26 protein-coding genes are annotated in these 23,456 nt (G+C 41.7%); 14 read left to right on the top strand and 12 right to left on the bottom strand.

The features are described 5' to 3' along the window. Positions 1-42: 42 nt before the first annotated feature. Complete coding sequence (locus AB4135_RS13270; RefSeq protein ID WP_371993560.1) at positions 43-888, bottom strand: choice-of-anchor H family protein; 846 nt, start codon at positions 886-888, stop codon at positions 43-45. A 293-nt stretch (positions 889-1,181) separates the two neighbouring features. Between AB4135_RS13270 and AB4135_RS13265 the strand changes: the two genes are divergently transcribed. The 4 genes from AB4135_RS13265 to AB4135_RS13250 all read left to right on the top strand — a co-directional run bounded on the left by AB4135_RS13265 (position 1,182) and on the right by AB4135_RS13250 (position 5,133). Next, a complete protein-coding gene (locus tag AB4135_RS13265; protein WP_371993559.1) occupies positions 1,182-1,499 on the top strand; it encodes a PepSY domain-containing protein in 318 nt (105 codons plus the stop codon). Between the two features lie 22 nt (positions 1,500-1,521). Then, positions 1,522-2,223, top strand: coding sequence for a response regulator transcription factor (locus tag AB4135_RS13260; RefSeq protein ID WP_371993557.1), 702 nt, complete (start codon positions 1,522-1,524; stop codon positions 2,221-2,223). Between the two features lies 1 nt (position 2,224). Beyond that, positions 2,225-3,706: an ATP-binding protein gene (locus tag AB4135_RS13255; RefSeq protein WP_371993555.1), complete on the top strand. Its 1,482-nt coding sequence runs from the start codon at positions 2,225-2,227 to the stop codon at positions 3,704-3,706. 125 nt (positions 3,707-3,831) lie between these two features. Next, positions 3,832-5,133 carry a DUF3300 domain-containing protein gene (locus AB4135_RS13250; protein ID WP_371993553.1) on the top strand — a complete coding sequence of 434 codons (1,302 nt, stop codon included), beginning with the start codon at positions 3,832-3,834 and terminating at the stop codon, positions 5,131-5,133. A 59-nt stretch (positions 5,134-5,192) separates the two neighbouring features. Here AB4135_RS13250 and AB4135_RS13245 read toward each other — a convergent pair whose 3' ends face one another. Continuing rightward, entirely contained in the window at positions 5,193-6,572 is a 1,380-nt protein-coding gene (locus AB4135_RS13245) for a leucine-rich repeat-containing protein kinase family protein (protein ID WP_371993551.1), read from the bottom strand. A gap of 266 nt (positions 6,573-6,838) precedes the next feature. Between AB4135_RS13245 and AB4135_RS13240 the strand changes: the two genes are divergently transcribed. Next, on the top strand, positions 6,839-8,158 hold the full coding sequence (locus tag AB4135_RS13240; protein WP_371993549.1) for an ABC1 kinase family protein: 1,320 nt from the start codon (positions 6,839-6,841) through the stop codon (positions 8,156-8,158). A 15-nt stretch (positions 8,159-8,173) separates the two neighbouring features. On the opposite strand, the gene AB4135_RS13235 is transcribed toward AB4135_RS13240, so the two are convergent. From AB4135_RS13235 to AB4135_RS13225, 3 genes are all read right to left on the bottom strand, one after another. Next, entirely contained in the window at positions 8,174-8,899 is a 726-nt protein-coding gene (locus AB4135_RS13235; RefSeq protein ID WP_371993547.1) for a DUF599 domain-containing protein, read from the bottom strand. A 48-nt stretch (positions 8,900-8,947) separates the two neighbouring features. Next, positions 8,948-9,109 carry a pleiotropic regulatory protein RsmS gene (rsmS, locus tag AB4135_RS13230; RefSeq protein ID WP_371993545.1) on the bottom strand — a complete coding sequence of 54 codons (162 nt, stop codon included), beginning with the start codon at positions 9,107-9,109 and terminating at the stop codon, positions 8,948-8,950. Positions 9,110-9,323: 214 nt separating this feature from the next. Further along, positions 9,324-11,558, bottom strand: coding sequence for an EAL domain-containing protein (locus AB4135_RS13225; RefSeq protein ID WP_371993543.1), 2,235 nt, complete (start codon positions 11,556-11,558; stop codon positions 9,324-9,326). 408 nt (positions 11,559-11,966) lie between these two features. Between AB4135_RS13225 and AB4135_RS13220 the strand changes: the two genes are divergently transcribed. Beyond that, on the top strand, positions 11,967-12,194 hold the full coding sequence (locus AB4135_RS13220) for a hypothetical protein (RefSeq protein ID WP_371993541.1): 228 nt from the start codon (positions 11,967-11,969) through the stop codon (positions 12,192-12,194). Between the two features lie 64 nt (positions 12,195-12,258). On the opposite strand, the gene AB4135_RS13215 is transcribed toward AB4135_RS13220, so the two are convergent. Together AB4135_RS13215 and AB4135_RS13210 are read right to left on the bottom strand one after the other, a co-directional pair. Beyond that, positions 12,259-13,029, bottom strand: coding sequence for a hypothetical protein (locus tag AB4135_RS13215; RefSeq protein ID WP_371993539.1), 771 nt, complete (start codon positions 13,027-13,029; stop codon positions 12,259-12,261). Positions 13,030-13,275: 246 nt separating this feature from the next. Next, positions 13,276-14,046: an ABC transporter permease gene (locus AB4135_RS13210; RefSeq protein ID WP_371993537.1), complete on the bottom strand. Its 771-nt coding sequence runs from the start codon at positions 14,044-14,046 to the stop codon at positions 13,276-13,278. 322 nt (positions 14,047-14,368) lie between these two features. Between AB4135_RS13210 and pepT the strand changes: the two genes are divergently transcribed. From pepT to AB4135_RS13190, 4 genes are all read left to right on the top strand, one after another. Next, on the top strand, positions 14,369-15,601 hold the full coding sequence (pepT, locus tag AB4135_RS13205; RefSeq protein WP_371993535.1) for a peptidase T: 1,233 nt from the start codon (positions 14,369-14,371) through the stop codon (positions 15,599-15,601). A 179-nt stretch (positions 15,602-15,780) separates the two neighbouring features. Then, on the top strand, positions 15,781-16,488 hold the full coding sequence (locus tag AB4135_RS13200; RefSeq protein ID WP_371993533.1) for an SDR family oxidoreductase: 708 nt from the start codon (positions 15,781-15,783) through the stop codon (positions 16,486-16,488). Positions 16,489-16,575: 87 nt separating this feature from the next. Continuing rightward, entirely contained in the window at positions 16,576-17,295 is a 720-nt protein-coding gene (locus tag AB4135_RS13195; RefSeq protein ID WP_371993531.1) for a tRNA (adenine(22)-N(1))-methyltransferase TrmK, read from the top strand. A 127-nt stretch (positions 17,296-17,422) separates the two neighbouring features. Then, positions 17,423-17,938, top strand: coding sequence for an NUDIX hydrolase (locus tag AB4135_RS13190; RefSeq protein WP_371993529.1), 516 nt, complete (start codon positions 17,423-17,425; stop codon positions 17,936-17,938). Positions 17,939-17,974: 36 nt separating this feature from the next. Here the strand turns inward: AB4135_RS13190 and AB4135_RS13185 are convergent, their stop codons facing one another. From AB4135_RS13185 to AB4135_RS13170, 4 genes are all read right to left on the bottom strand, one after another. Beyond that, on the bottom strand, positions 17,975-18,343 hold the full coding sequence (locus AB4135_RS13185) for a DUF6768 family protein (RefSeq protein ID WP_371993527.1): 369 nt from the start codon (positions 18,341-18,343) through the stop codon (positions 17,975-17,977). Between the two features lie 2 nt (positions 18,344-18,345). Then, positions 18,346-18,873 carry an RNA polymerase sigma factor gene (locus tag AB4135_RS13180; protein WP_371993526.1) on the bottom strand — a complete coding sequence of 176 codons (528 nt, stop codon included), beginning with the start codon at positions 18,871-18,873 and terminating at the stop codon, positions 18,346-18,348. 109 nt (positions 18,874-18,982) lie between these two features. Beyond that, a complete protein-coding gene (gene gltS / locus AB4135_RS13175; protein ID WP_371993524.1) occupies positions 18,983-20,212 on the bottom strand; it encodes a sodium/glutamate symporter in 1,230 nt (409 codons plus the stop codon). 261 nt (positions 20,213-20,473) lie between these two features. Beyond that, positions 20,474-21,034, bottom strand: coding sequence for a DUF4136 domain-containing protein (locus tag AB4135_RS13170; protein ID WP_371993522.1), 561 nt, complete (start codon positions 21,032-21,034; stop codon positions 20,474-20,476). A 167-nt stretch (positions 21,035-21,201) separates the two neighbouring features. Here AB4135_RS13170 and AB4135_RS13165 point away from each other — a divergent pair, with 167 nt between their 5' ends. The 4 genes from AB4135_RS13165 (at position 21,202) to ruvX (ending at position 22,992) form a co-directional block, all read left to right on the top strand. Further along, positions 21,202-21,522: a hypothetical protein gene (locus AB4135_RS13165; protein WP_371993520.1), complete on the top strand. Its 321-nt coding sequence runs from the start codon at positions 21,202-21,204 to the stop codon at positions 21,520-21,522. Positions 21,523-21,637: 115 nt separating this feature from the next. Beyond that, the gene (gene yciH, locus AB4135_RS13160; protein WP_371993518.1) at positions 21,638-21,967 is read left to right on the top strand and encodes a stress response translation initiation inhibitor YciH; all 330 of its coding nucleotides are present in this window, start codon (positions 21,638-21,640) and stop codon (positions 21,965-21,967) included. A gap of 16 nt (positions 21,968-21,983) precedes the next feature. After that, entirely contained in the window at positions 21,984-22,544 is a 561-nt protein-coding gene (locus tag AB4135_RS13155; RefSeq protein ID WP_371993517.1) for a YqgE/AlgH family protein, read from the top strand. 25 nt (positions 22,545-22,569) lie between these two features. Further along, positions 22,570-22,992 carry a Holliday junction resolvase RuvX gene (ruvX, locus tag AB4135_RS13150; RefSeq protein WP_371993515.1) on the top strand — a complete coding sequence of 141 codons (423 nt, stop codon included), beginning with the start codon at positions 22,570-22,572 and terminating at the stop codon, positions 22,990-22,992. Between the two features lie 85 nt (positions 22,993-23,077). Here ruvX and AB4135_RS13145 read toward each other — a convergent pair whose 3' ends face one another. Next, positions 23,078-23,278 (bottom strand): hypothetical protein, encoded by a 201-nt coding sequence (locus tag AB4135_RS13145; protein ID WP_371993514.1) that lies wholly within the window; start codon positions 23,276-23,278, stop codon positions 23,078-23,080. Positions 23,279-23,456 lie beyond the last annotated feature (178 nt).

Below are 23,456 nucleotides of genomic sequence, written 5' to 3'. Positions count from 1 at the left end.
TGTGGCGAATATATCAATAGTAAATTCTCAAATATTTTCTTGTCAGTGTGGTTGGCGAAGAGTTAAATATCTGCGCGTCAGTCCCAATATTAACAGCACTAATATGCCCCACTGTGACATAGTTCCACCATGCTCAGTCTCTATCTCAATGTACTCTTCATCCCAATAGCGACTTTCTAATGGTAAGGCGTAGAGGCTATCAAAATCATTTGAACTGACGGTGGCTACAATATCGCCGTAACCCACTTCATAGAGATCAATGAGAACATCGTAATGATCGGTTGTATATCCGGATTCAAGCGTGGTTAATACTTCATAATCGTCATCAGTAGCGTCGCCGAAAATAGTGAAAATATCAGTGGTGTAATAGTGCTCCCAAGGACCACCATTACGACTTAAGTATAACTCTGCAAACACATTGGCTGTTTCATTGACATACGATCCACTGACATCAGCATCAAAAGTGACGCTAAAAGTTTGATAAAAACCATCAAAGTCGTTATCAACAAATAGGCGGCTGTATGCATCGTAAATGTAAAAATCACGATAAACACTATTGGCATACAATGCTGGAGAAGACGCATGTTGGCGCTGATTGTCTGCCTTTAACGCTTTATCAATATGGCCCTGTATGACCTGTTCACGGCTTTGCTTGCTTACAACGAAATGAGTACTTTCTAGGCGTTGTTGTAGCAGTAATTCTTGCTGCTCTATTGTAAGTACTGCCTTTTCCCTCCCACCGCTACTCTGCGCTGCTTCCATCTTATAGCCAGCTGAGGAGCTCAAAGTCTGACCTAGCTCTTGAGCCGCCGTAGCCACAGGTAGCAAAGCACCAAGAAAAAGCACTATCAGGGAGAGTCGTTTGGTTTGGCATGTAAGTTGGCTCATCATCACCTCGAACAATATATTAAGTTTCGCTTATTAGAGACCAACCAAAATGAACACAAGCTGAACGTTAAAATCAGTTACTTAAGTCTAGTTACGACCTCCTTTGGTATTCAGGTTGGGTTCATCTTACAAACGTTATATCTAACAAACTGAATCTCGATGCATAATTTCTTCCATATATTGAATTGAAATTTGAAATCTTGGGAATGTGATGAGCTTAACTCGAATTGGTATAATGACTAATCTAGTGGGATCTTTTAAACTGATAACATCTCAACTCTTTGGTGCTCTTAATGAAAGCTGTTTTACTGTTGATATTAATTCCCTTTGCATTATTAGGCTCAATGCCTACCAATGCGAGCGGCCAGTACCTCACTTTATCGGCAGCCTCTATGGCGATGGCGACAAATCATACTGGAAAACCCCTTAAAGTGAGCAGTTCACAGCAAGCTGCGCAATTAGTTAAAAGCCGCTATTCAGGTAAGATCCTCAAAGTTCAGTCCACCCGTGTAAACGGTAACCCAGGCTATCGAGTCAAAGTACTTTCTAAAGATGGAGTCGTTTTTTACGTATCCGTAGATGCCAAAACTGGCAGTATCCGTCGTAATTAACGGCGACAGACAAGGACCGACTATGAGACTTTTACTCGTTGAAGATGATCTCGCACTACAAAGTAACCTTAAGCAACATCTACTTGCAGCCAACTATACCGTCGACACCGCTGATGATGGTGAAATAGGCCTGTTTCAAGGTAAAGAGTACAATTATGATGCGGCGATTATTGATGTAGGGTTGCCAAAAATTGACGGTATTGCCCTTATTACCAAGCTGCGGGCACTTACCATTGAGTTTCCTATCCTGATCTTAACGGCTCGCGATAGCTGGCAAGATAAAGTTGCAGGGCTAGATGCTGGCGCCGATGATTACCTCACTAAGCCCTTTCACCCTGAAGAGTTAGTTGCCCGGCTAAAAGCACTCATTCGCCGCTCAGCAGGAAAGGCAAGCCCTGTTATTAGTAATGGGCCTTTTTCACTGAACACCAGTAGTTTAGAACTGACTAAAAATGGCGAACTAATCAGCTTAAGCGGCTCAGAATACAAGTTGCTCGAATACTTTATGCTACATATTGGCGAAGTAAAATCTAAAACTGTGCTCACTGAGCATATCTACGATCAAGATTTCGATCTCGACTCCAACGTCATTGAAGTCTTTATTCGTCGCTTACGTAAAAAACTAGATGCTAATAATCAACTTGGAGTTATCGAAACACTCAGAGGTCAAGGATACCGTTTAACCAAACTGGCACCGCGTAATCAAGCCGAAAAGCCGTCATAACATGTTTTCTGTGTCGCGCTTAACCACATCAATGCACTCATTAAAAGCCAGACTGATCGTGAGTGCATTACTGCTTATTTTGATTTTAATGCCGTTGATAGGTTTTGGGCTCAATGATGCGTTTAAGCAACAAGTTAAGAGTGCGTCGCTGAACGAGCTAAAAGCTTATGTTTACGCCATTCTGGCAGTAACAGAAGTGAACCGAGATGGCATATTTATGCCAGAAGTACTACTAGAAAACCAATTTAACGTCATTCAATCAGGACTTTATGCGGTCATTACGACTTCAAGAACACCAAAGGAAGCTGCTAGCAACAGTGCAAGTTTTGATGCCAAATTTGTAGAAAAAACCGATAGCACAGCCACTAGTAGCCACTTGCCTCCCTTAAACCAAGTGCAACGTATCGCTTGGCGTTCTAGCTCCTTATTAGGTATCGAAATACCAAAGTCGCTACCGAACCCAGTTAAAGGACAGGGGCAATTTAGTGAAGTGACGCTTAATAAACAACCGCATTTGATCTACAGCTTTAGCGTCAGTTTCGAACTTCCCACGCTCGATAATAAAGATGTTAAACAATCAGATAATCGTTTTCCAATCACTATCCACATCATTAAAGATCAAACAGAGTTTCAACAACAGGTCAGCCAGTTTACTCAGCAACTGTGGCGCTGGTTAATGATCCTTATGGGGTTATTGTTGGTGATACAGATGGCTTGGTTGTGGTGGACCTTAAAACCCTTATCAAGCTTAGAAACAGAGCTAAACGCCATCGAAAATGGCAAAGCGAATCAATTAACACACGAGTACCCAACAGAGCTGCAAGCGGTGGCGCAGCAACTAAATACGTTACTTAGTACCGAACAAAATCAACGAAAGCGCTATCGAAATGCACTGTCCGATCTTGCCCATAGTCTTAAAACCCCGTTGGCAGTCATTCAAAGTCAAAGCGACTTAAGTGCTGAATCATTTGAGCAGGTCAGCTATATCAACCGCATTATTGGCCATCAATTAAAGCGCGCCCAATCCGCAGCAGGCAGTGCATGGCACTTGGGTGTACCAGTTGTTGATGTGTCTGACAAATTAGTTAAAAACCTTCCTAAAATATACTGCCGACCACTAATCGCCATTGAGCAAACTGTTCAACGCGATGCCATCTTTAAGGGCGACCAAGCAGATCTTTCTGAGATACTAGGTAACTTGCTAGATAACGCCTGTAAAGCGGCAAAAGGTAAGGTGCTACTGAGTGTCACTCACAATGCTCAATCACTCATAGTGCAAGTTGAAGACGATGGCAATGGCATAGATAAAGCATTGCAAGCACAAATTTTTGAGCGCGGCATTCGAGCTGACTCCTATAAGATGGGACACGGTATCGGCCTCGCCATCGTGCGAGATTTAGTTGATAGCTATCACGGTCAACTCTCTATGGGTCAATCAGACTTATTAGGTGGAGCTCGGTTTACTATAATTTTCAAATCCTAGTCCCATTCCCTAAAGCTCGGTTATAGCAAAAAAACATCAATAATCGAGCTGTTTTTGGCTTTCAGCTTATGTTCATCTTCGCCCCTTTATAATCTGCTTATCGTCACTATTCGATAGGAAAGCATATGAACATGTTCAAACATTGCTGTTGCTTGTCTCTGGTTATCGCTTTGCAGTGGTTAACTCCAGCAAGTGCATACGCTGAAGATTATGAAAACGCTCAACAGGCTCAGCTCAATGAGGGAGAACTTGCGCAGATGTTAGCGCCGATTGCACTCTACCCAGACAGTCTGCTGACACATATCTTAATCGCTGCCACCTACCCATTAGAAGTTGTTGAAGCCCAACGTTGGCAACAAAAAAATCAACAATTCAGTACCGAAAAACAAGTCTCAAATGCCGAGAGCATGCAGTGGGACCCGAGTATTATTGCGCTGATTGCATTTCCTACCGTGCTACAAAAACTCAGTGAAGATCTGCAGTGGACACAGTCCCTTGGCGATGCTTTTTTGCAAGATGAAGCACAGGTGCTTGCCAGTATTCAAGCCCTTCGACAACAAGCTGACAACGCCAACAGCCTCAATGATATGGAAAATATGCAGGTGACGCGGGTCAATAATCAAATTGTGATTGAACCTGTTAGGAAAGAGGTGGTTTACGTACCTTACTATGACCCAAGAGTCGTATATGGAAACTGGTATTGGTATAACTATCCCCCGGTATACTGGGCTATGTACCCTGGCTATGTGCGACCTAGATATGGTCACTTTTACTGGCATACAGGCGTCCACATTAGCTTCAATTACTATTTCAGTGCGTTTCACTGGCACAAACGTCATGTTGTGGTCGTGCATCATAAAAACTCACGTCATTATCGTCATCACGGACGTATTGTCACTAGCCATGGCGCCAAACGCTGGGCACATAAACCACAGCATAGACGAGGTGTCGCCTATAGCAATAATGCTTTAAAGCACAAATATAAAAGTCACGTCCCAAGTCGTGCCCATAGCAAAGTTGTTAGGACTCAAAAACCCTATAAAGTGAATAAAAGCCGTGAAATGCAGTTCGCTAAAAACTTAAAGCAGCAACCCAATGTGCGCAACGCCTACTATGGCAATACCAAAGCGGTTAACAGTCATCAACCTGTAAAGAGCCATCAACCCGCTAAAAGCCAACAGCGGGTTAAGAGTCATCAACCTGTAAAGAGTCATCAACCTGTAAAGAGTCATCAACAGGCAAAGAGTTATCAACCAGCTAAAAGCCAACAGCGTGTTAAGAGTCATCAACCAGCTAAAAGCCAACAGCGGGTTAAGAGTCATCAGCAGGCAAAGAGTTATCAACCACAGAAAAGTTATAGACAGGCCAAGAGTCATAAACCAGCCAACAGCCATAAAGGAAGTGGCCAAAAACAAAGAAGGGATTAAGCGAGATTAACACTCCATAGATACATGTAGATCTATGGAGTTTTCGTAATCAAACCACCTTACTTTTCACTGTAAGATGCTAAGTTAAGTCGTTTATCTTGCAACGTCTTTAGCTGAGACAAGACCTCACTAAAGCGAGGTCGCAGTGCTGAACGGGTTTGCAGACAATCTTCAGCAAGCAACTCTAGTTTGATCACTATCTCAGATAATTCAGTTCGCTGTGCCAATCTGTTATCTAGCAGATCTTCAATCAAACAACCCAGCGCCCTCACTTCAATACTCTCCATTGCCTCACGTTGTAATAGGGGTAATCGCAATAAGTTAGATGCAGCCCCAAAATCACCAAAAAGCATATCTGCTTGGCTATTAATCATCGTATTGTGTGCATATACATCACCATGACTAACACCATTTTTATGCAAATGAGCCATAGCTGCAGCCATTTGCATCAGCACCAACAAAACTTGCTCTAACGACAGTTCCTGACCCTTAACAAAGGTGTCTCTAGTGCAAGTATCGAGTGAAGGCGGCAGGCCAAGATTTGCAAAAGAGCTTGGGATAAGCTCCATCACGAGTCCAAGCTTGCCTGCATCTTTAATTTGAGCGACGACTTTAATTAGATTGTTTTGTACGCCAGCCTGTAAACAGCATGCAAGCTCATCAGACGGATAACCATCACTGGTCACCTCACCTTTAAAAAGCTTAACTGCGATATTAGCTGCAGTGCCTTTAAGTGACTGAGGCTGATTAAGCCACTTAGCACTGTAGATAACGCCTGACGCACCTTGGCCTATTACTTGACCTAATTGAATATCCGCTAGAGGCACCGACTGCATAGGTTCTGCCGGCTGTGTCTTGGCTAAGCTTACCTTATTGTCAGCGGCCGTAGGGTTACCAGCAACAGCCAACCAAGCAAGTTTAGGTAATTGAAATAACCAATCTGGAAATTGAGTAAACTCATTGGCAGACAGTCTAGCCAACTCCAAATTTGAACAATTAGCCATACTAATAGGCAAAGCGCTTAACTTGTTACCCGCTAGCGCGAGCTTTTGTAATCGAGTGAGTGACCCCATATCTTCAGGTAGCGAAGTTATTTGGTTATCGGTCAAAATAAGCCAACGGGTCCGCACAGGCAATGAACCTGTAGCAACCGTTTTCAGCTTATTGGATTTAAAGCTTATCATCTCCAATTGAGGGCTAGCTGCTATAACTGCTGGGACTTGTTCAAACTCATTACTCGTTAAGAACAGTAGTTTCAGTTTAGTTAAACTGGAGAAATTGCTTGGCAGCTGAGACAGCTTATTCCCGGAAAGATCTAGCACTTCTAACGTATCAGCAAGCGTAAAAATAGCGTCTGGAAACGCGGTTAACTCCTCTGAGATAGTGAGTCGTTTAATACCTTTTAGTTCACCTGAAGCGAGTTGTGCCAAAGTATGCAAAATCAGCTGCCTTTATTATTTATAATCGAAGATTCAAAATGGCGGCAATGGTAATACATCTCCAGTTAATGAGAAAGCTGCGATTAGAACTAAACCGATAATGGATATAGATAGTCCTAATAGATAACACTAATAGATAGTCCTAACAGATAGCTCTGCTTTAAGCTGATCCATATTTACTTTATAACGTATTGCTTTAGCATGAGTTAAGCATCAGTAATAAATTGTTTTACGCTGCTAGCAATAGCAGCAGAGGTCAAGCCATCATGAAGAATAAGCAAGCCGCTAAAGTACCAACCAGTCGCCTTTCTCGATTATCCTCCTTAGGTGGACTTGCCTCACGCCTTGCTAGCAACGTAGTGTTTGAAGGTGCTAAAAAGTTGAGCAAGGGAGAAAAAACCTCTCTCAACGAGCTGGTAATGACCCCCAAAAATATCACCCATTTGGCAAACAAGTTGGCGGAGCTTCGCGGCGCAGCAATGAAAGTAGGACAAATGCTGTCTATGGACTCGGGAGAGCTGCTACCTAAGGAGCTCAGTGACATACTTTCTAAACTACGTTCTGATGCTAAAGCCATGCCTCATAAACAGTTAATCGTTATTCTCAAATCGAACTGGGGCAACGATTGGCTCGACCCTTTTGCCCATTTTGAATTATCGCCGTTTGCTGCAGCCTCTATTGGGCAAGTACATCAGGCAACGTTGGGCTCTGGCGAAAAACTAGCAGTAAAATTGCAATACCCAGGGATCCGTAACAGCATCGACAGTGATATCGATAACGTTGCTACCATACTAAAGTTATCTAACCTCATTCCAAGTAATGTACAGTTTGACCAACTACTAGATGAAGCAAAAAAGCAGTTACATGTAGAAGCCGATTACCAAAATGAGCTATTAATGCTGCAGCGCTTTCAATCCTTTATCGACAGTGGGCAGATAGATAGAGAGAGTTTCGTGATCCCACAAGTTTATCCAGCGCTATGTAATCAGAATATTCTTGTGATGGAATTTATCGAAGGGCAAAGTATCGAATCGATAACAGTACTTGCACAAACTATTAGGGATGAAGTGGCGACTAAACTATTCGAGCTGTTTTTTAAAGAGCTGTTTTGTTTCAAGCTAATGCAAACAGACCCTAACTTTGCCAATTATCAATACCAAACCACAAGCGGCAGATTAGTATTATTCGACTTTGGCGCCAGCCGAGTTATTCCGAATGCTCTGTCTGCGCAATACAGGCAACTGATGGCTGCCAGTATTGTTAATGATAGGCTAGCGATGGAAAGTGCAGCGCAAGGTATAGGATTCTTCCAAGATGCTATCAGCGCAACGCAGAAATCTCTGGTGCTCGATATTTTTTATATGGCCTGCGAACCGCTACGGTTTGATGGCGAGTATGACTTTAGTCACAATACCTTAGCCAGTAAGATTAAAGAGGCAGGCATGGCGATGAGTATGCAGAGCAATGAGTGGCATAGCCCACCCGCCGATGCCATTTTTGTCCACAGAAAACTAGCAGGCTTGTATTTATTAGCATCGCGAATAGGCGCTAAAGTCAACGTTAAACAACTATTTGCAAGCCTTTAATTATAATAGATAACTCTATTTAGACTGATATTTAATCGTGCGCTCAGTTTTTAAAAGCTCTTGCCCTTGGGTAATAGCCAGCACAGCTTTTGATTTAAACTCGCGTCGATACAAAGTCACCACCACGAAGATACTCGCAATAATAAGCAGCATCGGATGGAAAAACCAACAGAGTGCCGCCATGGCAAAATAGTAACAACGCAGTCCGTAATTATAGGAGTGCGCGGCTTGGTCTTGCACAACGGCCATCTGCTTAGCATAGCGACGTAAATTTTCATTTAGGCCGTCTTTATCATAGGGTGCAGCGCCAATCATCACATTGAGAAAACCATACTGGCGCATAGACCAGGTAAACTGGAAAAAAGCCATTACGAAGATAAAAGTCAATACACCCAGCTTCACCTGCACCAACGCATGATTTGGATCTGCAGCAAAAGGAATAGAAGCAATAACGGCTTCTAAGCGCTCAACTTGAGCAAACAGTGTTAACACACCGGCAAGAACAAGCATGGTTGTGCTTGCAAAAAAGGAGATATTACGCTCAAGGTTTGCCAACAATGCCGCCTCACCGACTCTGATCTCTCGGCTAATGAGTTCGTACATCCAATGGATACGATGTTGATGCAGACATCGTGCAATACAGTTGGTCGTCTTAGCCTTATTTTTAGCAAAGCGAGCGTAGCCCACCCAGCTAATGATAAAACTCAGGATGGCTATAATGTCTAACATTGAAATAGTCATAACACTCTCAAAAGTATTGGTAAACACAGATCTTAATTGGGATATAAACTAGGTTTCTAGTTTACTTTCGAGATCTGAACTGACGATTTTTAACGCTGCCAATGCGACTTCTGGAGCGATATTATTGGATTCGAAAAGAAAAATAAGATCCACTGCTAACTTTACCTCAGCTGGCGCCGCAGCCAATCCTGACTCATTACTATCACTCACGTATTATCCCCGTTAAATTCAGCCAACAAATATTACTCCATTCTAAAGTTATTCTATTCTAACTGGCTTTGAATTAAAAAACAGGATGAAAAAGACGACAGAGTTCCCGTTAGGTTTAACCACTTAGAGAACTCAGGGAAAATCCAATTCTATCAGATATATTTAGCAACAAGATCTAAGTGCTAACAACCTGACTAGCATCTATATAAAAGTACTAGTGTTGCGTTATCACTTCTAGCAGTGCTGTCTTTTCCATTGGTTTATGAAAAAAATAGCCTTGGATATTGTCGACCTCTTTTTCATTAACAAAAGCCAGTTGAAGATGGCTTTCAACCCCTTCAACCGTAACGTTTAAATTCAACGCACGACTTAACGCAACCACAGCAGAAACTAACGCAGCTTGCTTTTTATCGTTAACATCTCTAATAAAGCTTTTGTCAATCTTCACAATATCTACTGGGAATTCGCTTAGGTAGGATAAAGATGAGTAGCCTGTGCCAAAGTCATCAATTGCGATTTTGATCCCGAGCTCTCGTAACTGGCTTAAAGAGTTAATCAAATGCACTTGCTCTTTCATCAACAGTGACTCGGTAATTTCCAAAGTTAGTTTATGGTAAGGAAAGCCTTCCGCTCGAATCTGCGTCGCGGTTTCTGTTATTGAGTTTATCAAACAGTCTTGTAGATCATGGGACCAGAATTCAAATGTCGAGACATTAATGGACATACCAATATCCAGTCCTAACGCTTCAAATTCAAGTAACGTTTTCATCGCCTCAACACGCACCCAGCGTCCTAACTCAATGATTAAACCACTCGATTCAGCGGCAGAGATAAACTCATCAGGCCTGACTAACCGACCATCATGACGCCAACGAATGAGCGCTTCTACAGAAAGAATTCGGTGCTGTTTGGCACATACTATGGGTTGATAGTGCAATTCAAATGCATCATTTTCTATCGCCAGCTTAAGCGCGTTGGTTAACTCAGCGGTTCTTTCGGCATCAGATTGCATCTGATCGTTAAAAAAGTGAAATTGGTTTCGACCTTGCTCTTTGGCACAAAAAAGGGCTTGGTCAGCACAGTTCAGCAGCTGCTCTAAATTGCATGCATCTTGAGGGAAACGACTAATGCCAGCGCTTAATCGTGTAAAAACCCGCTGGTGAGAGTCTAGCAAATACTCTTGTGAAACCACTTCATTTAGCCGATGAACCCGTTTTGACAAAACCTCAGGCCGAGCTTCATCAGGAATAATAAGTGCAAACTCATCTCCCCCGAGGCGTCCTAAAACGTCATGCGGTCCCATACAGGTTTTAATTCTGTCCGCGACTTGAATAAGGACTTCGTCTCCAAGCTTATGCCCTAAACTATCATTGATCTGCTTAAAATTATCTAGATCCATCAGGATAAAACTGAAGCATGAGTTCGGATTCAATTTCGCTAACTTAATCTGTTGTTCAATTTTTTCAAATAGATGTGGACGATTAACTAATTGAGTTAATGGGTCAAACTTTGCTTGATAATGAATGATTTCAGCCGCTGATTTCTTATCCGTAATATCAGCAAAAATCCAAGCGTAAGAAAATTCGGTTTCACCTGTGTCTTTAAAGGCTGTAACGTTTACGTCTGCGCAGAATATCGTATTGTCAGCTCGACGGCCTAATAGCTCTCCCTGCCATGCGTTACCGGTTTTTATCTGCTGAAACAGGTTAACCAGCTCTTCTTCAGACGATTCCCCAAAGACCAGCTGTGGCGAAAACTCAGCGAGCTCGGACTGACTAGAGCCTAGTGTATTAAAAAATGAAGGATTGGCATCGATTACCGTACCGTTAGCATCGGTGATTAAAATCGCTAACGGCATTTGCTTGAAGATCCCAGCACATAAGCGCTGAAATCTAGATGAGCGATCTCGCTCAATAGCTAAGCTTGCAAGCAGCGCAGCCTCAGAGATTAACTCTAAATCATCGTTACTTGGATTTCTAGCCTCACTATAGTACATCGCAAATGTACCCAAGACCCTGCCATCGGCGCCGATAATGGGTTCAGACCAGCAGGACTTCAATCCCACCGATAGCGGTAACTCTCTATAGAGGACCCAGTTATCGTGAGTAGCAATATCTTCAACTATAACCCGTTGCCCTGAAAAAGCAGCCGCACCACAAGAGCCGACTTTAGCGCCAATTTCAATACCGTGAATAGCATTATTATAATGTTCAGAAATATTGGGAGCCGCCGCTTTGAGTAGCCGCTTCCCATCGGCACTGAGTAATAATATAGAGCCCTTGCTACCAATCTTTTTTTCTTCAGTAAGGCGTACGATTGCATGCAAAACGGACTTTAATGGTGACTCACCCACTAACATTGTTAAGATGGCAGCATAGCGCTTTGCACTTATTGCAGAAGTTTTGATAAGGCCAGGAAGGTATTCATTCTTGGTACTATGAGCGTTCATTATTATTAGTATGCTCTACAGATAATTCAAAAATTATCTGTTTATTTTACCCAATAGCCAACATCTTACAATCAGTAAACCGCCTCACCGTCAAAAATCAGACAAAACACTTGGTATATTGCATACAAAGGTGTTATTCGTTAATTAATTATAAATTTTCAGGATAGTTAACTAGCAGTTTTTGGAGTATTTAACCACTTGGTCTCAGTAATTAGAGATTAGCTAGTAACAAATGCTAAAAATGTTAAAATTAAATAGGAATCGTTCAATATTTTGGATTATCAATGATCACAGCATCCCTTCCACATTAGCTTATACCTGTGTAACCTGATGCTAGCATCCTCAAGTAGAACGGGTATATACTCGGCCTCTGTAAATACAAGTCGTCACTATTTAAGGTAAGCCCAAATGGCAAAGATGGATTTCTCAGTAATCAATGACAGCACCGCTAAATCTTTTAATGAGCAAAAAAATCTTATTAAAAGAGTTTTTAAAGGAAATACCGTACTTTGCCCTATATGTAATAAAGCATTAGAGATGAAGTTACCGACTAAAGATCAGCAAGAGACAATCTCAGGGATCCGCTGTAAGAAAGGCTGTACTGATATAGAGCTTGATATGGAATTAGTTTTGTAAAACAACAATATTGGCTGCTTAAATTTCTGCACTAAAGCAGCCACTATGTAGAAACCTTATGCTATTAAAACTGATAGGTTATACCTAATCCAAAGCCACTAGATGCCATATCAAATATAAAGTCATTGTCGTCATAATCAATGTCTAAGTACCTAAAACTGTATTTTAGTGCCCAGTTTTCAGAAAGATCCTGATTCATAGTAAAATTCAGCCCCCATGAAAAATCTGAACCGACACCAAAACCGCCTATATCAGCACGACTGATAAGATAAAACCCTTCAGTGAAACTCCACTTATTTTTAATACCGATAAGCGGATCGTACCAGTCGTCACCAAAGTTTGGTTTTCTATTCAATTCCAGAAAACGAACCTCTAAACTGTTACTAATATCGATAGCACGCACGCCTGCATAACCATACCATTGATTATTAGTCTCATTAGAAAAGCGGTAAGCCGCAACAATATCGAGCATCTTCTGTTTAGCCGTCAGTTCAGCTGAAGCAAAGTCGGTCTTAGTTTCATATTTAAGCTTCATGTAAACCAAGTCGATCCAAAATTGCCAATCAGCCTTATTTGCTTGGAAGTTGAGCAGTGCAGCACCATCTAGATTTTCAAAAATTTCACTAAACGACATATCCATATCAACAACAACTGGGATCCCATTTTCGTCAACATAGCCTGTTTGTCCTTGCTGATTAACAAGCCAAAGGTAGGGAGATATTTCAAACTTCCATGTCTCAGCTTTTACACTGTGGTTCACTAATAGCAAAGATGCCAATAAGCATGACAATAATGAATTTAATATTTTTGACTTAGAGATTTTAGACTTCAACATAGGCATTCCATTTCCACTGACTCTGTAAGCAATGACAAGCCAATCCCCATAGACCATTGCCAATCAAATTCGGTCTAGCACAAAGCTTAAGGTTATGAATCGTCGTGATAATTAGCTAACAGTAAGCGTAGTAGAGATTCAATGGATTACCTAGAATAGATCAAATGAGTTGCAAAAAACTTCAGCGCTTAGGAGTAACGGTCCTTGTCGGTTTTAATCGGCAATCATGTAATAGTCTACGGCAGGCTAGGGAACGCGCTTGACTCTTCCATTGACTGTTACCGCTGTTTTAATACTCAGTAGTAGTGAACTTGACACTGAAATCGTTAAAGTGACAAAAATAGCGACTAAAATAACAATTTGGTACTTAATCGCAATCAATGGATCCACCCCACCTAATATCTGGCCAGTCATCATTCCAGGCAGTGTGACTAAGCCCGTGGTAGCCATTGAAGCTAATATTGGCGCAAAAGACTGTTGCATAGAAGTTTGAATAAACGGTAATGCTGCTTGATAGCTACTTGCACCAAGCGCCAAAGCACCCTCATATTCAGCTTGCTTATCTTCAAACGCACCAAACAAGCGTTGTAATGCAACAATATTACCGCTCAAGCAGTTACCCAATAACATCCCTGCTGTTGGTATCAAATATTGAGCGCTGTATAGCGGTTCAGGAGACAACAAATACACTATCATCATCCATAAGACAGGAAACAAGCCTAAGGACAAGCCGCAAAGTACCGGAATATAGAGTAGTCGGCGTGATAGCTTGGCTTTAGTAATAATCGCACTAGCGCCAATCAACAACATCAGAAATAGCCACAACATGTTGACAGTAAAGCTATTGAGCTCAAATAAATACTGCAGATATATGCCAACTAGAATAAGTTGAACAAGCATGCGCACGACCGCATAAAACATATCTTTATTCAGGCCGAGCTCGAAATAACGGCTAATACCGAATGGGATCAGCAGAATAATCATAAAGCTTGCTAACTGCCACCAGCTAATATCCATCACTACACTTCTATGTTGCTATATATCTATAACTAGGCAATATAAATGCAACTGAGGTGAAAATCTTGTGATTTCAATGAAATTTATCTAAAAATAAACAATATTGCGTCAATTCAACGTTGATACAAGAGCAATAAAAAGTAATTAAAGTAAACAATTACCTAGCGCACAATTAAAACATGATGTGGCGAGCAGCCTTACGCCCCATCTAGAGTCGCCAAAAATTTCGACATTGGATTAAACAAAACTTGATCAACATCTAATGAATTCGTTTTGCGCCTTGTTAGACTCAGGCCACTTTTCGCTATTAGAAAACTTGAATATGAAGCAATATCTACGTGAACGTTTCCTAAAATATGTCAGCTTTAACACTCAATCTGACAGCCAACATCACAGCGTTCCCAGTACTCACAACCAATTTGTGTTTGCTCAATATCTGCGCCAAGAGCTTGTCAGCTTAGGCTTTGATGAAGTACAGCTGTCAGACAAAGGTTACTTAACGGCCACGGTTCCTGCAACGGTGGACAATGTTCCTTGTATTGGCTTCATCGCCCATTTGGATACCGCCCCAGATTACAGCGGCGATGACGTATCACCACAAGTCATTGAAAACTACAATGGTAAAGCAATAGCATTAGGTCTAGAAGAGACCCTATCGCCCGATCAATTTGATAGCTTAAATCAGTATGTAGGCCAAACCCTCATTACTACCGACGGCACCACACTGCTCGGCGCAGACGATAAAGCCGGTATTGCAGAGATCATCACAGCGCTACACCACTTAATTACTCACCCAGAGATCCCACACGGTAAAGTAAGACTTTGCTTTACACCTGATGAAGAGATTGGCCGCGGAGCTGACCACTTTGATGTTAATAGCTTTGGCGCTAGCTGGGCTTACACAGTCGATGGTGGTCAAGTTGGTGAGCTCGAATATGAAAATTTTAATGCCGCTACAGCAGTAATAACAGCAACCGGCAATAACTGCCATCCAGGTAGCGCATTTGGTGTAATGATCAACGCACAAACTATGGCTGCCCGCTTCCATGCAAAAATGCCATTAAAAGATACACCTGAGTTTAGTGCTGATTACGATGGTTTTTTCCACCTAATTGGTATGGAGGGTGTCACCGAAAAAGCCACACTGACTTATATCATTCGTGACTTTGACTTAACCCTATTTGAGCAAAGAAAACGCTGGTTAGTTGATTTAGTCGAAAAATATAACACCGAGTTAAAGATAGGCCAGCTCGCGATTGAAGTTGAAGACTCTTACCTTAATATGAAGCAACAGATTTTACCGCACCCACATATTATCGACATAGCCAAGCAAGCAATGCTTAACTTAGAAATTACACCAATCGTGAAACCTATCCGGGGTGGCACTGACGGCGCACGGCTTTCTTATATGGGACTCCCTTGCCCTAATATCTTCACTGGTGGCCACAATTTCCATGGAAAGCATGAATATGTCTGCCTTGAATCTATGGAAAAAGCGGCTCAAACCATTATAGAGATAGCAAGATTGACAGCATCAGAGCAGGTACGAGCTTAATACCTGCGATAAAGCTTCCTCAGCAAATAAGTTAATGCCGATTCTAAAATCGGCATTTTTTATAAGTTGAGCCAAGGTAGCTCCCGCTTTATCAGCGTTGATTTATGGCAGAAAAGATGTAAATCGACTCTGTTTGCATCTACACTATTTACAACCTATTTAGATAAAGAAAGCCATTTATGAATGCAGCCATTATCGGCGCTACGGGTTTAATTGGTCAGCACCTGCTGCAAAAGTTAATAGACTCTACTGCCTATAACAAAATTTATATGTTAGGCCGCCGCCAAGCTAGCTATCAGCCCTCTAGCACCACAGAGGTTATATTCATCGCCTGCCAATTAGACGAGCTCGCCACACTCTCATTACCAGAAAATATAGATCAAGCATTTTGCTGTTTGGGTACCACAATCAAACAAGCGGGGAGTCAAGATGCATTCATTGCCGTAGATAAAACCGCCGTTGTCGATTTCGTGCAATTATGCCAGGCAAACAGTAACTTTATTGTCACCGCACTTGGGGCGAATCCGCAATCAAGCTCTTTCTATAATCGAGTCAAAGGTGAGACTGAAGCAGCATTAGAGTTGATGCTATCTGACAGAGAGCAGATAAAAGGAGCGGCCAATAAGTTGGTATTTTTCCAACCAAGTCTGCTTATTGGCGAGCGAGATGAGCGTCGTGCGCTCGAATCATTCGGACAAACCATTTTTAACTTTATCTCGCCGCTATTTATTGGCCCACTGAAACGTTACCAGCCCATTGCAGGTGAACAAGTCGCTGCAGCAATGCTCAACCTTGCGCTAAGTTCACGCCCCAATGAGTCTAACCATCAGTCTATAAACATTATTGAGCCCCGAGTCATTAGAGTAAATAATGAAGATATGCTGTGATTAACCAAATAACAGCGATATGGGGTTTATATCGTTTGAAGATAGATTAGAATGCCTCCTCATTTAAATTGAACCTCTACACAGCAGATGAAGATAAGCCAGCGCCTAAAATTGATTGAATCCATGGTAGTTAACCGTTATGACCATATTTGGGATTGTTGCTGTGATCATGGCTTATTAGGTGCCAAGCTACTAGAAAATGATCGCGCTGCAACGGTTCATTTTGTTGATGTTGTCCCTGATTTAATGCGAGAAGTGAGCAATAAACTAGAGCGCTTTTACCCCGTTAAAAATGAAGGAGAACGGCGCTGGCAAGTACACTGTATAGATGTCGCTTTGTTGCCATTGGTTGATAAAACCAATAGCCAACTGATCATCATTGCAGGAGTCGGTGGTGAACTGTTAATCAGCTTGGTGGAAGCAATCATAGCAGCTCACCCACTACAGCAACTTGAGTTTATTTTATGCCCTGTCCACCATATTTTTGAAGTCCGTAAAGCACTCAAAAACCTAGGACTTGGCCTAATTGATGAGCATCTGCTAGAAGAAAACCGCCGCTTCTATGAGGTGCTGCATGTTTCGACTCACTCTAAATTGCCAATATCATTGGTTGGTAGCCAGATGTGGGATTTGACCCGCACACTCGATCAGCGCTATTTGCAAAAAACCTTATCTCACTACCAGCGAATTGAGTCTGGTCAATTGAGCAGGCGAATTAACACGACAACCTCAGTAACTGATGTTTCAGCTGAAGATGTATCGAATATCATTAAGCAATATCAAGCACTGACACTCGACAAAAAGTAGTGTTTAGCTCCGCTCTAAAATTGCCTTAATAATTAGAGGCATTCAATAATCGTATCGCGTACAATCGGCGACCAGTTACTTTTCCCCCTTGATACAATGCTTGCAAAACATTAGGCCTATTAAAACTATGCAGCTTTTAAGATCCACTATCCATCCTGACCTAGCGTCCCTCGAGGGTAAACGATTCCACCGCCAAGCTGCGCGCGGAATTATTCTTGATGGTGAGAATATTCTAATGCTATACACCGAGCGCTACCATGACTACAGTATTCCCGGGGGCGGTGTAGACGAAGGAGAAGATCTACGCCAAGGCTTAATCAGAGAGCTAGAGGAAGAAACCGGTGCCAAGCATATTGATGTGATCAGTGAGTTTGGTCGCTATGAAGAGTTTAGGCCTTGGTACAAAGAGAATTTTGACATAGTGCACATGGAGTCATTCTGTTTTGTTTGCACTATTCACCCAGAGCTTGGGGAAACTCGGCTTGAAGAACATGAGATCCAAAATGGCATGCGCCCTTTGTGGATCAATATCCATCAAGCCATTGCTCACAATGAGCACACCATAGCCAATAGCCCAAAAAAAGGGATGTCGATTGACCGTGAAACCTATTTGCTAAAACGTATAGTAAAAGAGCTTCTGTAACAGTTAAAGGCTTCTATTTAGCGAAACCTTACCAGACTACAGTGACTCTTTCGTCGCAATAGCCAGTTCTAATCGTTTTATCTCACGTTGCAATGCATTACGGTTAACTTCGTTAAAGGTCCACATCTTAATCGCTATCTGCATCATACTACTGAGCAACAAGGTCACTCCCCAACGGATGAGCTCATGTAAACTTTCAACCACAAAGAAGAACTGATAGCCTGACCACAGCATCAAGCCACTGAGTAACAGAGCAATAATACTCATTAACACCATCCAGCCACCTAAGCGGCCTTTGTAGGCATCGCCCAGCATCGCAAATAAAGATTTATCAGCGGTTTGCTGCTGACTCAATTGAGCCTTCTCTTTAGCTAATTCTTGGCGGATCTTTTTGTCAATATCCATAACTAATTCTCCTGCTCCAAAACTTGTTTAAATAACTTTCTAGCTCTAAATAAGCGTGATTTAACCGTACCTTCCGGGATTTCCAGAATGTTTGAAATTTCAGCAATACTCAACTCTTCTAAATAGAATAGGTATATTGCCTGCCCTTCAAGCGGTGGCAGTTTGGAAAGCCCTAGTTTAACTCCATCCATAACCTCTTCAGGCTCTGCTTCGACCGCCTCACACTCGCTAATTTCAATATCCGACAAACTTTTATAACGATTCTTAACTTTCAGATAGTCCAACACTTGCCAACGAACGAGCCGAAATACCCAAGCATTGATGGTTGCTGGATCCTCGAGTTTATAAATTGTTTTCGATAACTTGATCAGTGCATCCTGCACCGCATCTTGTGCCAAGGTGGAATCGCCCGCTATTTTTGCAGCAAACCCCAGCGCACTCGGATAAAAGTGTTGGCACAATGCTGAAAAAGCGTGCTTGTCTCCCGCTTGAGCTTCTAATACCCACAACTCAACTTGCGCTTGCAGCATAGTTTATGTGTCACTCCATCTAGTATTTACTACAAAGACGATTACTAGAGATAAAAGGTTCACTAAAAATAAAAAAGGGAGCAAATGCTCCCTTTCAATCATATAAAGATTAGAAATAAACAAACAAGTTAATGATCATTGCATTGATAATATCGATGAAGAAACCACACACTAGTGGCACGATAATAAATGCCCTGTGCGCTGCACCATATTGCTGAGTCACCGCTGTCATGTTAACAATTGCCGTAGCAGTAGAGCCTAAAGTAACGCCGCCAAAACCTGAACAGATCACCGCAGCTTCATAGTCTTTGCCCATAAAGCGGAACACCACAAATATAGTAAACACCACAGAGAGCAACACTTGCAGTGCCATTATCACAGAGATATATAGAAGACTACCTTCAAGTTCCCAGATTTTAAGGCTCATCAACGCCATGGTTAAAAACATCCCAAGACAGATATCTTGAATTAATGATAAACCTTGAGATGCATCTTCAATATAAGTTCTGTCTTTAGCTTTACGCCTACTAATAATCACCCGCCCTAAGTTACCGATAATAATCCCAGCAAGTAAACAAGCCACAAACATAGGCAGTTTTAATCCTGCTTCCTGCATTGTAAGATCAATAAAGTAGCCGATGATAAGCGTAACATTTAGCCATAACCAAGCTCGCAGCACGCCAAAATAATCAACTTTAATATGTGAAGAGTTACTTTGATGACTAGTACCAATATCGAGTTCTTCGTCATTATTCGCTTTAAGTTGATGTCGCTTCATTAAATACGCGGCGATTGGGCCGCCAATCACACAGGCAGAAATAAGCCCTAAAGTATTTGATGCAATGCCCAACTCACTAGCATTGGCGATCCCCAACTCTTCTACAAACGTAGGTGTCCACGCCATTGCAGTGCCTACACCGCCAATAAGCGAAATAGAACCCGACATAAGGCCAGCTTTAGGATCTAAACCAAAAAGTGTCGCTATGGTTACCCCAGTGAAGTTTTGTAAAAATATGAACACGCTTGCCAACACAATCAGGATCAGTAGCGGTTTGCCGCCTTTAAGTAAGGTCGCAAAATCAGCTTTAAGGCCAATCCCCGCAAAAAAATACAGCAATAAGGTATCTCTTACCGCAAGGTTGAACTCAATTTGAATATCAAACGCGTAATACAGTACGCCAACCCCTGCAGCACAAGCAAAACCGCCCACCACAGGTTCCGGAATACTGTATTTACGCAACAATTCATAGCGAGAGATGATCCCTTTACCAATAAACAGCGCAATAATGGCAAGCGTAAAAGACACAAAGTCTTTAATCTCTACTAATTGTGGTTCCATAAAAATAGTCATCCCTAAAAATCGTTAGAAAAATCAATAAAACAATTGATATAGCGCCAAACCCCAGCAAACGTTAATCAGATGTTACAACCACTAAAGTTAACAGATTTCAAGCCGATGATATAGCATAATGAGTATTTCGAATTAGCAAACTGAAGCTTTACTTAAAGCCAAAATAATACTTTTATAGCTATCATTAAATAGTCCATTACTTAGCTGAAGGCATAAAAAAACGGCCTCTCGGCCGTTTAATCATAAATGTTACTTCTCAGGTTGAGGTGGGTAACTTTGTAACAATGCGCTTATGGCAGTGTTAACCACTTCTACGCGCTCTTCTGGCGTATCTTTATCACGCACAGTATCAGCCACAGAACCTCGCCACATCAACTTGCCTGACTTAGTATCAACCAAATCAACAATTAATGTTCCAACTTCATATTCCCGTACAGTGGTTTGAGTATGGCCCATTCCCATTCCTCTGCCCCAGCCTGCGCCATAATATGGATTGTAGCCGTAATTGCTATTAAAGGTATCGACGTTAATTTTTTTATCGACTTTAGTCAGATAGTTAACTAATACATCGGCTTTATCTTCATCAACTAAACTTAAACCTTTCAGCTGTAGCTGATCGTTAACCGCTGAACGTATTCGCTGATCCATTAAGCCATCAAGATGGTATGCCGTTTTATCAGTTTTTTTCTCAACCCAAGCATAGGTTTTAACATCGGCAAAATTCACTCCAGGATCATAATCAGAGCTTGTCTTTAGTGAACTACAAGCACTAAGTGCTAATGCAGCAATAATAACTAATATCTTTTTCATCTTCTCTCCACCATGCCAACGGCATTCAGACACTGTTTTAAATAAGCTTACATAGCAATCTATTAATCTACAACTCAATTTTAGTAAATCAGCTTCTGGTTCAGCTTGACTTAAGCAACCAAGTTAATGATAATGATTATCAATTACTATTTAATAGGCTTTTTATTATGCTTTGGTTCATTGTCGCTATTATTGCTGCCAGTATTATGTTTTTCTTTACCCCAGAAAAAGCGGTTCAACATGCAGACAATAGCCCCTCTTTCTTTAATAAGCTAAGCAAACATTCACTACTACTGCTCCCAGTTACCGTTCTGACTTGGTTGGTTGTTGCTATCATTAGTGCTCCAGTCACCCCTTTTGCAGGTACTGCTGTCGGGTTTGTACTCACTTCCTGCGCAATCGCTTTACCTCAGTTGCACAGATACCTCGCAGTAATTGCAAGCTTAACCTTTGCAGCATTATTAATTGAACTCTCGTTATACCTCTAGTTTTATGTCGCCAATGGCATTAGTTATTGGCGAAAAAAGATATCCTCTCATTTGACTCCCGCTTCAACAGCATCTTTGTTAAACTACGCTTATCAGTAAATCATCAATAATATTTATGAAATCCGATCCGAACGTCTCATTAGTTTATAGCACCGATATTGGCAGAATCACCGAAGAAAAAGCGACTCAAAGTGCCCCTACTGGTGATGGTATTGTCAGAATACATAAAGACAGTAAGGGCCGAAAAGGTAAAGGTGTATCGGTTATTAAAGGGCTAGGTCTCGCAGAGAAAGAGCTTAAAGCCTTGGCACAAAAGCTAAAGAAACAATGCGGCTGCGGCGGTACTGTCAAAGATTTTTGCATTGAAGTGCAAACAGATAATAGACAGCAACTTAAAACGCTACTTGAAAAGTTAGGTTACACAGTAAAGCTCGCTGGCGGCTAACCACTAAGGACGTTTTATGGATAGCTTGGAAAATCAATTTCTTATTGCAATGCCCTCTTTGAATGATACTTTTTTCGAACGCTCACTGATCTATATCTGTGAACATGATGAAAAAGGCGCAATGGGGATTATGATTAATCGCCCTAGCGGCATCATTGTCGATGAACTGTTACAACAAATGGAACTCGCGGAAGAGCCTCAACCTGTAACCTCACTCGGTAGAGAAGTACTTGTTGGCGGCCCAGTAAACGCTGAGCGCGGTTTTGTACTGCACACCAATCAAGATTGCTGGAGCAATAGCGACTCCATTACTGACTCGCTGATGCTAACCACTTCTCAAGATATTCTTAGCTGTTTAGGTTCAGATAAAGCACCCGAAAAATTTCTTATCGCGCTAGGTTATGCAGGCTGGACAAGAGGTCAGCTAGAGCAAGAGATAGCGGATAACTCGTGGTTATCAGTGCCTGCAACGGCAGAACTCTTATTTGATATTGAGCATGAAGATCGCTGGCAACTAGCAGCAGAGTCACTTGGCTTTGATATCTGGCAATTGTCCAATTTGGCGGGACACGCGTAAAGTAAGCCAAACTCTGGAGTGGAAAATGAGTTCACAAACTGTATTAGGTTTTGATTACGGTACAAAAAGTATTGGCATCGCTATTGGCGAAGGACTAACCGCAAGTGCTCGACCATTAATGTCGATAAAAGCAATAGACGGTATTCCTAAATGGGAAGAGATTGGTGCAATTATTGACGAATGGAAACCAGACGTAGTTGTGGTTGGTTTGCCGCTTAATATGGATGGAACAGAGCAAGAAATTACCCAGCGGGCGAAGAAGTTTGCTAACAGGCTAAATGGTCGATTCGGTGTAAAAATCGCTACTCAAGATGAACGTTTAACGACGGCAGACGCCAAAGCTAGATTGTTTGAAATGGGGGGATATAAAGCACTCACTAAAGGCCAAGTTGATGCTATGTCTGCGGTGTTAATTATAGAGAGCTATTTTGAAAACCAATATGGCTAAGCTCTGAAACCTAAAAACAAAAAAGCAGCATATTTGCTGCTTTTTTACTTTAGAATCATGACCAAGAAAAGTTGAGATTGATGTTTTAATTTTTTTCTTCTTTCTCTCGCGCTTCTTCCTCAAGCTGTTTAATCAAAAGCTCTAATCGCAGCTTTTCTAACTCCGCATTACTCGCGGCTTTAGCCTCCCACTCAGGTTCTCCTTCCAACCCCTTAGCCCCCGAATCGGCACTATAAGACAACGCTGACACGCAAAGTATTAAACCAACTGATGTGATGTTTTTCATTATTACTTCCTTGTAGTGTAGATCTAGAGTGACATCCTGCTACTCTTTAATTTTGATTACTTATTGACCATATCAGAATCTCTAAGATTTACAAGCTTGAAATTATTTAGTACTCCAACGTGACTCGCTGTAATACCAATCAGTATAAGAAGTTGATCTACTCAGAGCGTTTTGGGCA

Source organism: Shewanella sp. 10N.286.54.B9 (assembly GCF_041468565.1).
Taxonomy (GTDB): domain Bacteria; phylum Pseudomonadota; class Gammaproteobacteria; order Enterobacterales; family Shewanellaceae; genus Shewanella.
Note: the sequence above shows the minus strand (reverse complement) of the source record. Positions and strands in the feature narration are given on the sequence as shown.

What these genes read in the sequence shown, in the direction of transcription:
- yciH (WP_371993518.1), top strand. Translation starts at nt 21,638, where the DNA reads ATGAAATCCGATCCGAACGTCTCATTAGTTTATAGCACCGATATTGGC.
- AB4135_RS13180 (WP_371993526.1), bottom strand. Translation starts at nt 18,873, where the DNA reads ATGCTGCAAGCGCAAGTTGAGTTGTGGGTATTAGAAGCTCAAGCGGGA.
- AB4135_RS13170 (WP_371993522.1), bottom strand. Translation starts at nt 21,034, where the DNA reads ATGAAAAAGATATTAGTTATTATTGCTGCATTAGCACTTAGTGCTTGT.
- AB4135_RS13240 (WP_371993549.1), top strand. Translation starts at nt 6,839, where the DNA reads ATGAAGAATAAGCAAGCCGCTAAAGTACCAACCAGTCGCCTTTCTCGA.
- AB4135_RS13215 (WP_371993539.1), bottom strand. Translation starts at nt 13,029, where the DNA reads ATGTTGAAGTCTAAAATCTCTAAGTCAAAAATATTAAATTCATTATTG.
- AB4135_RS13270 (WP_371993560.1), bottom strand. Translation starts at nt 888, where the DNA reads ATGAGCCAACTTACATGCCAAACCAAACGACTCTCCCTGATAGTGCTT.
- gltS (WP_371993524.1), bottom strand. Translation starts at nt 20,212, where the DNA reads ATGGAACCACAATTAGTAGAGATTAAAGACTTTGTGTCTTTTACGCTT.
- AB4135_RS13200 (WP_371993533.1), top strand. Translation starts at nt 15,781, where the DNA reads ATGAATGCAGCCATTATCGGCGCTACGGGTTTAATTGGTCAGCACCTG.
- AB4135_RS13235 (WP_371993547.1), bottom strand. Translation starts at nt 8,899, where the DNA reads ATGACTATTTCAATGTTAGACATTATAGCCATCCTGAGTTTTATCATT.
- AB4135_RS13220 (WP_371993541.1), top strand. Translation starts at nt 11,967, where the DNA reads ATGGCAAAGATGGATTTCTCAGTAATCAATGACAGCACCGCTAAATCT.
- AB4135_RS13185 (WP_371993527.1), bottom strand. Translation starts at nt 18,343, where the DNA reads ATGGATATTGACAAAAAGATCCGCCAAGAATTAGCTAAAGAGAAGGCT.
- AB4135_RS13155 (WP_371993517.1), top strand. Translation starts at nt 21,984, where the DNA reads ATGGATAGCTTGGAAAATCAATTTCTTATTGCAATGCCCTCTTTGAAT.
- AB4135_RS13195 (WP_371993531.1), top strand. Translation starts at nt 16,576, where the DNA reads ATGAAGATAAGCCAGCGCCTAAAATTGATTGAATCCATGGTAGTTAAC.
- pepT (WP_371993535.1), top strand. Translation starts at nt 14,369, where the DNA reads ATGAAGCAATATCTACGTGAACGTTTCCTAAAATATGTCAGCTTTAAC.
- AB4135_RS13145 (WP_371993514.1), bottom strand. Translation starts at nt 23,278, where the DNA reads ATGAAAAACATCACATCAGTTGGTTTAATACTTTGCGTGTCAGCGTTG.
- AB4135_RS13210 (WP_371993537.1), bottom strand. Translation starts at nt 14,046, where the DNA reads ATGGATATTAGCTGGTGGCAGTTAGCAAGCTTTATGATTATTCTGCTG.
- AB4135_RS13165 (WP_371993520.1), top strand. Translation starts at nt 21,202, where the DNA reads ATGCTTTGGTTCATTGTCGCTATTATTGCTGCCAGTATTATGTTTTTC.
- AB4135_RS13250 (WP_371993553.1), top strand. Translation starts at nt 3,832, where the DNA reads ATGAACATGTTCAAACATTGCTGTTGCTTGTCTCTGGTTATCGCTTTG.
- ruvX (WP_371993515.1), top strand. Translation starts at nt 22,570, where the DNA reads ATGAGTTCACAAACTGTATTAGGTTTTGATTACGGTACAAAAAGTATT.
- AB4135_RS13260 (WP_371993557.1), top strand. Translation starts at nt 1,522, where the DNA reads ATGAGACTTTTACTCGTTGAAGATGATCTCGCACTACAAAGTAACCTT.
- AB4135_RS13225 (WP_371993543.1), bottom strand. Translation starts at nt 11,558, where the DNA reads ATGAACGCTCATAGTACCAAGAATGAATACCTTCCTGGCCTTATCAAA.
- AB4135_RS13255 (WP_371993555.1), top strand. Translation starts at nt 2,225, where the DNA reads ATGTTTTCTGTGTCGCGCTTAACCACATCAATGCACTCATTAAAAGCC.
- AB4135_RS13265 (WP_371993559.1), top strand. Translation starts at nt 1,182, where the DNA reads ATGAAAGCTGTTTTACTGTTGATATTAATTCCCTTTGCATTATTAGGC.
- AB4135_RS13190 (WP_371993529.1), top strand. Translation starts at nt 17,423, where the DNA reads ATGCAGCTTTTAAGATCCACTATCCATCCTGACCTAGCGTCCCTCGAG.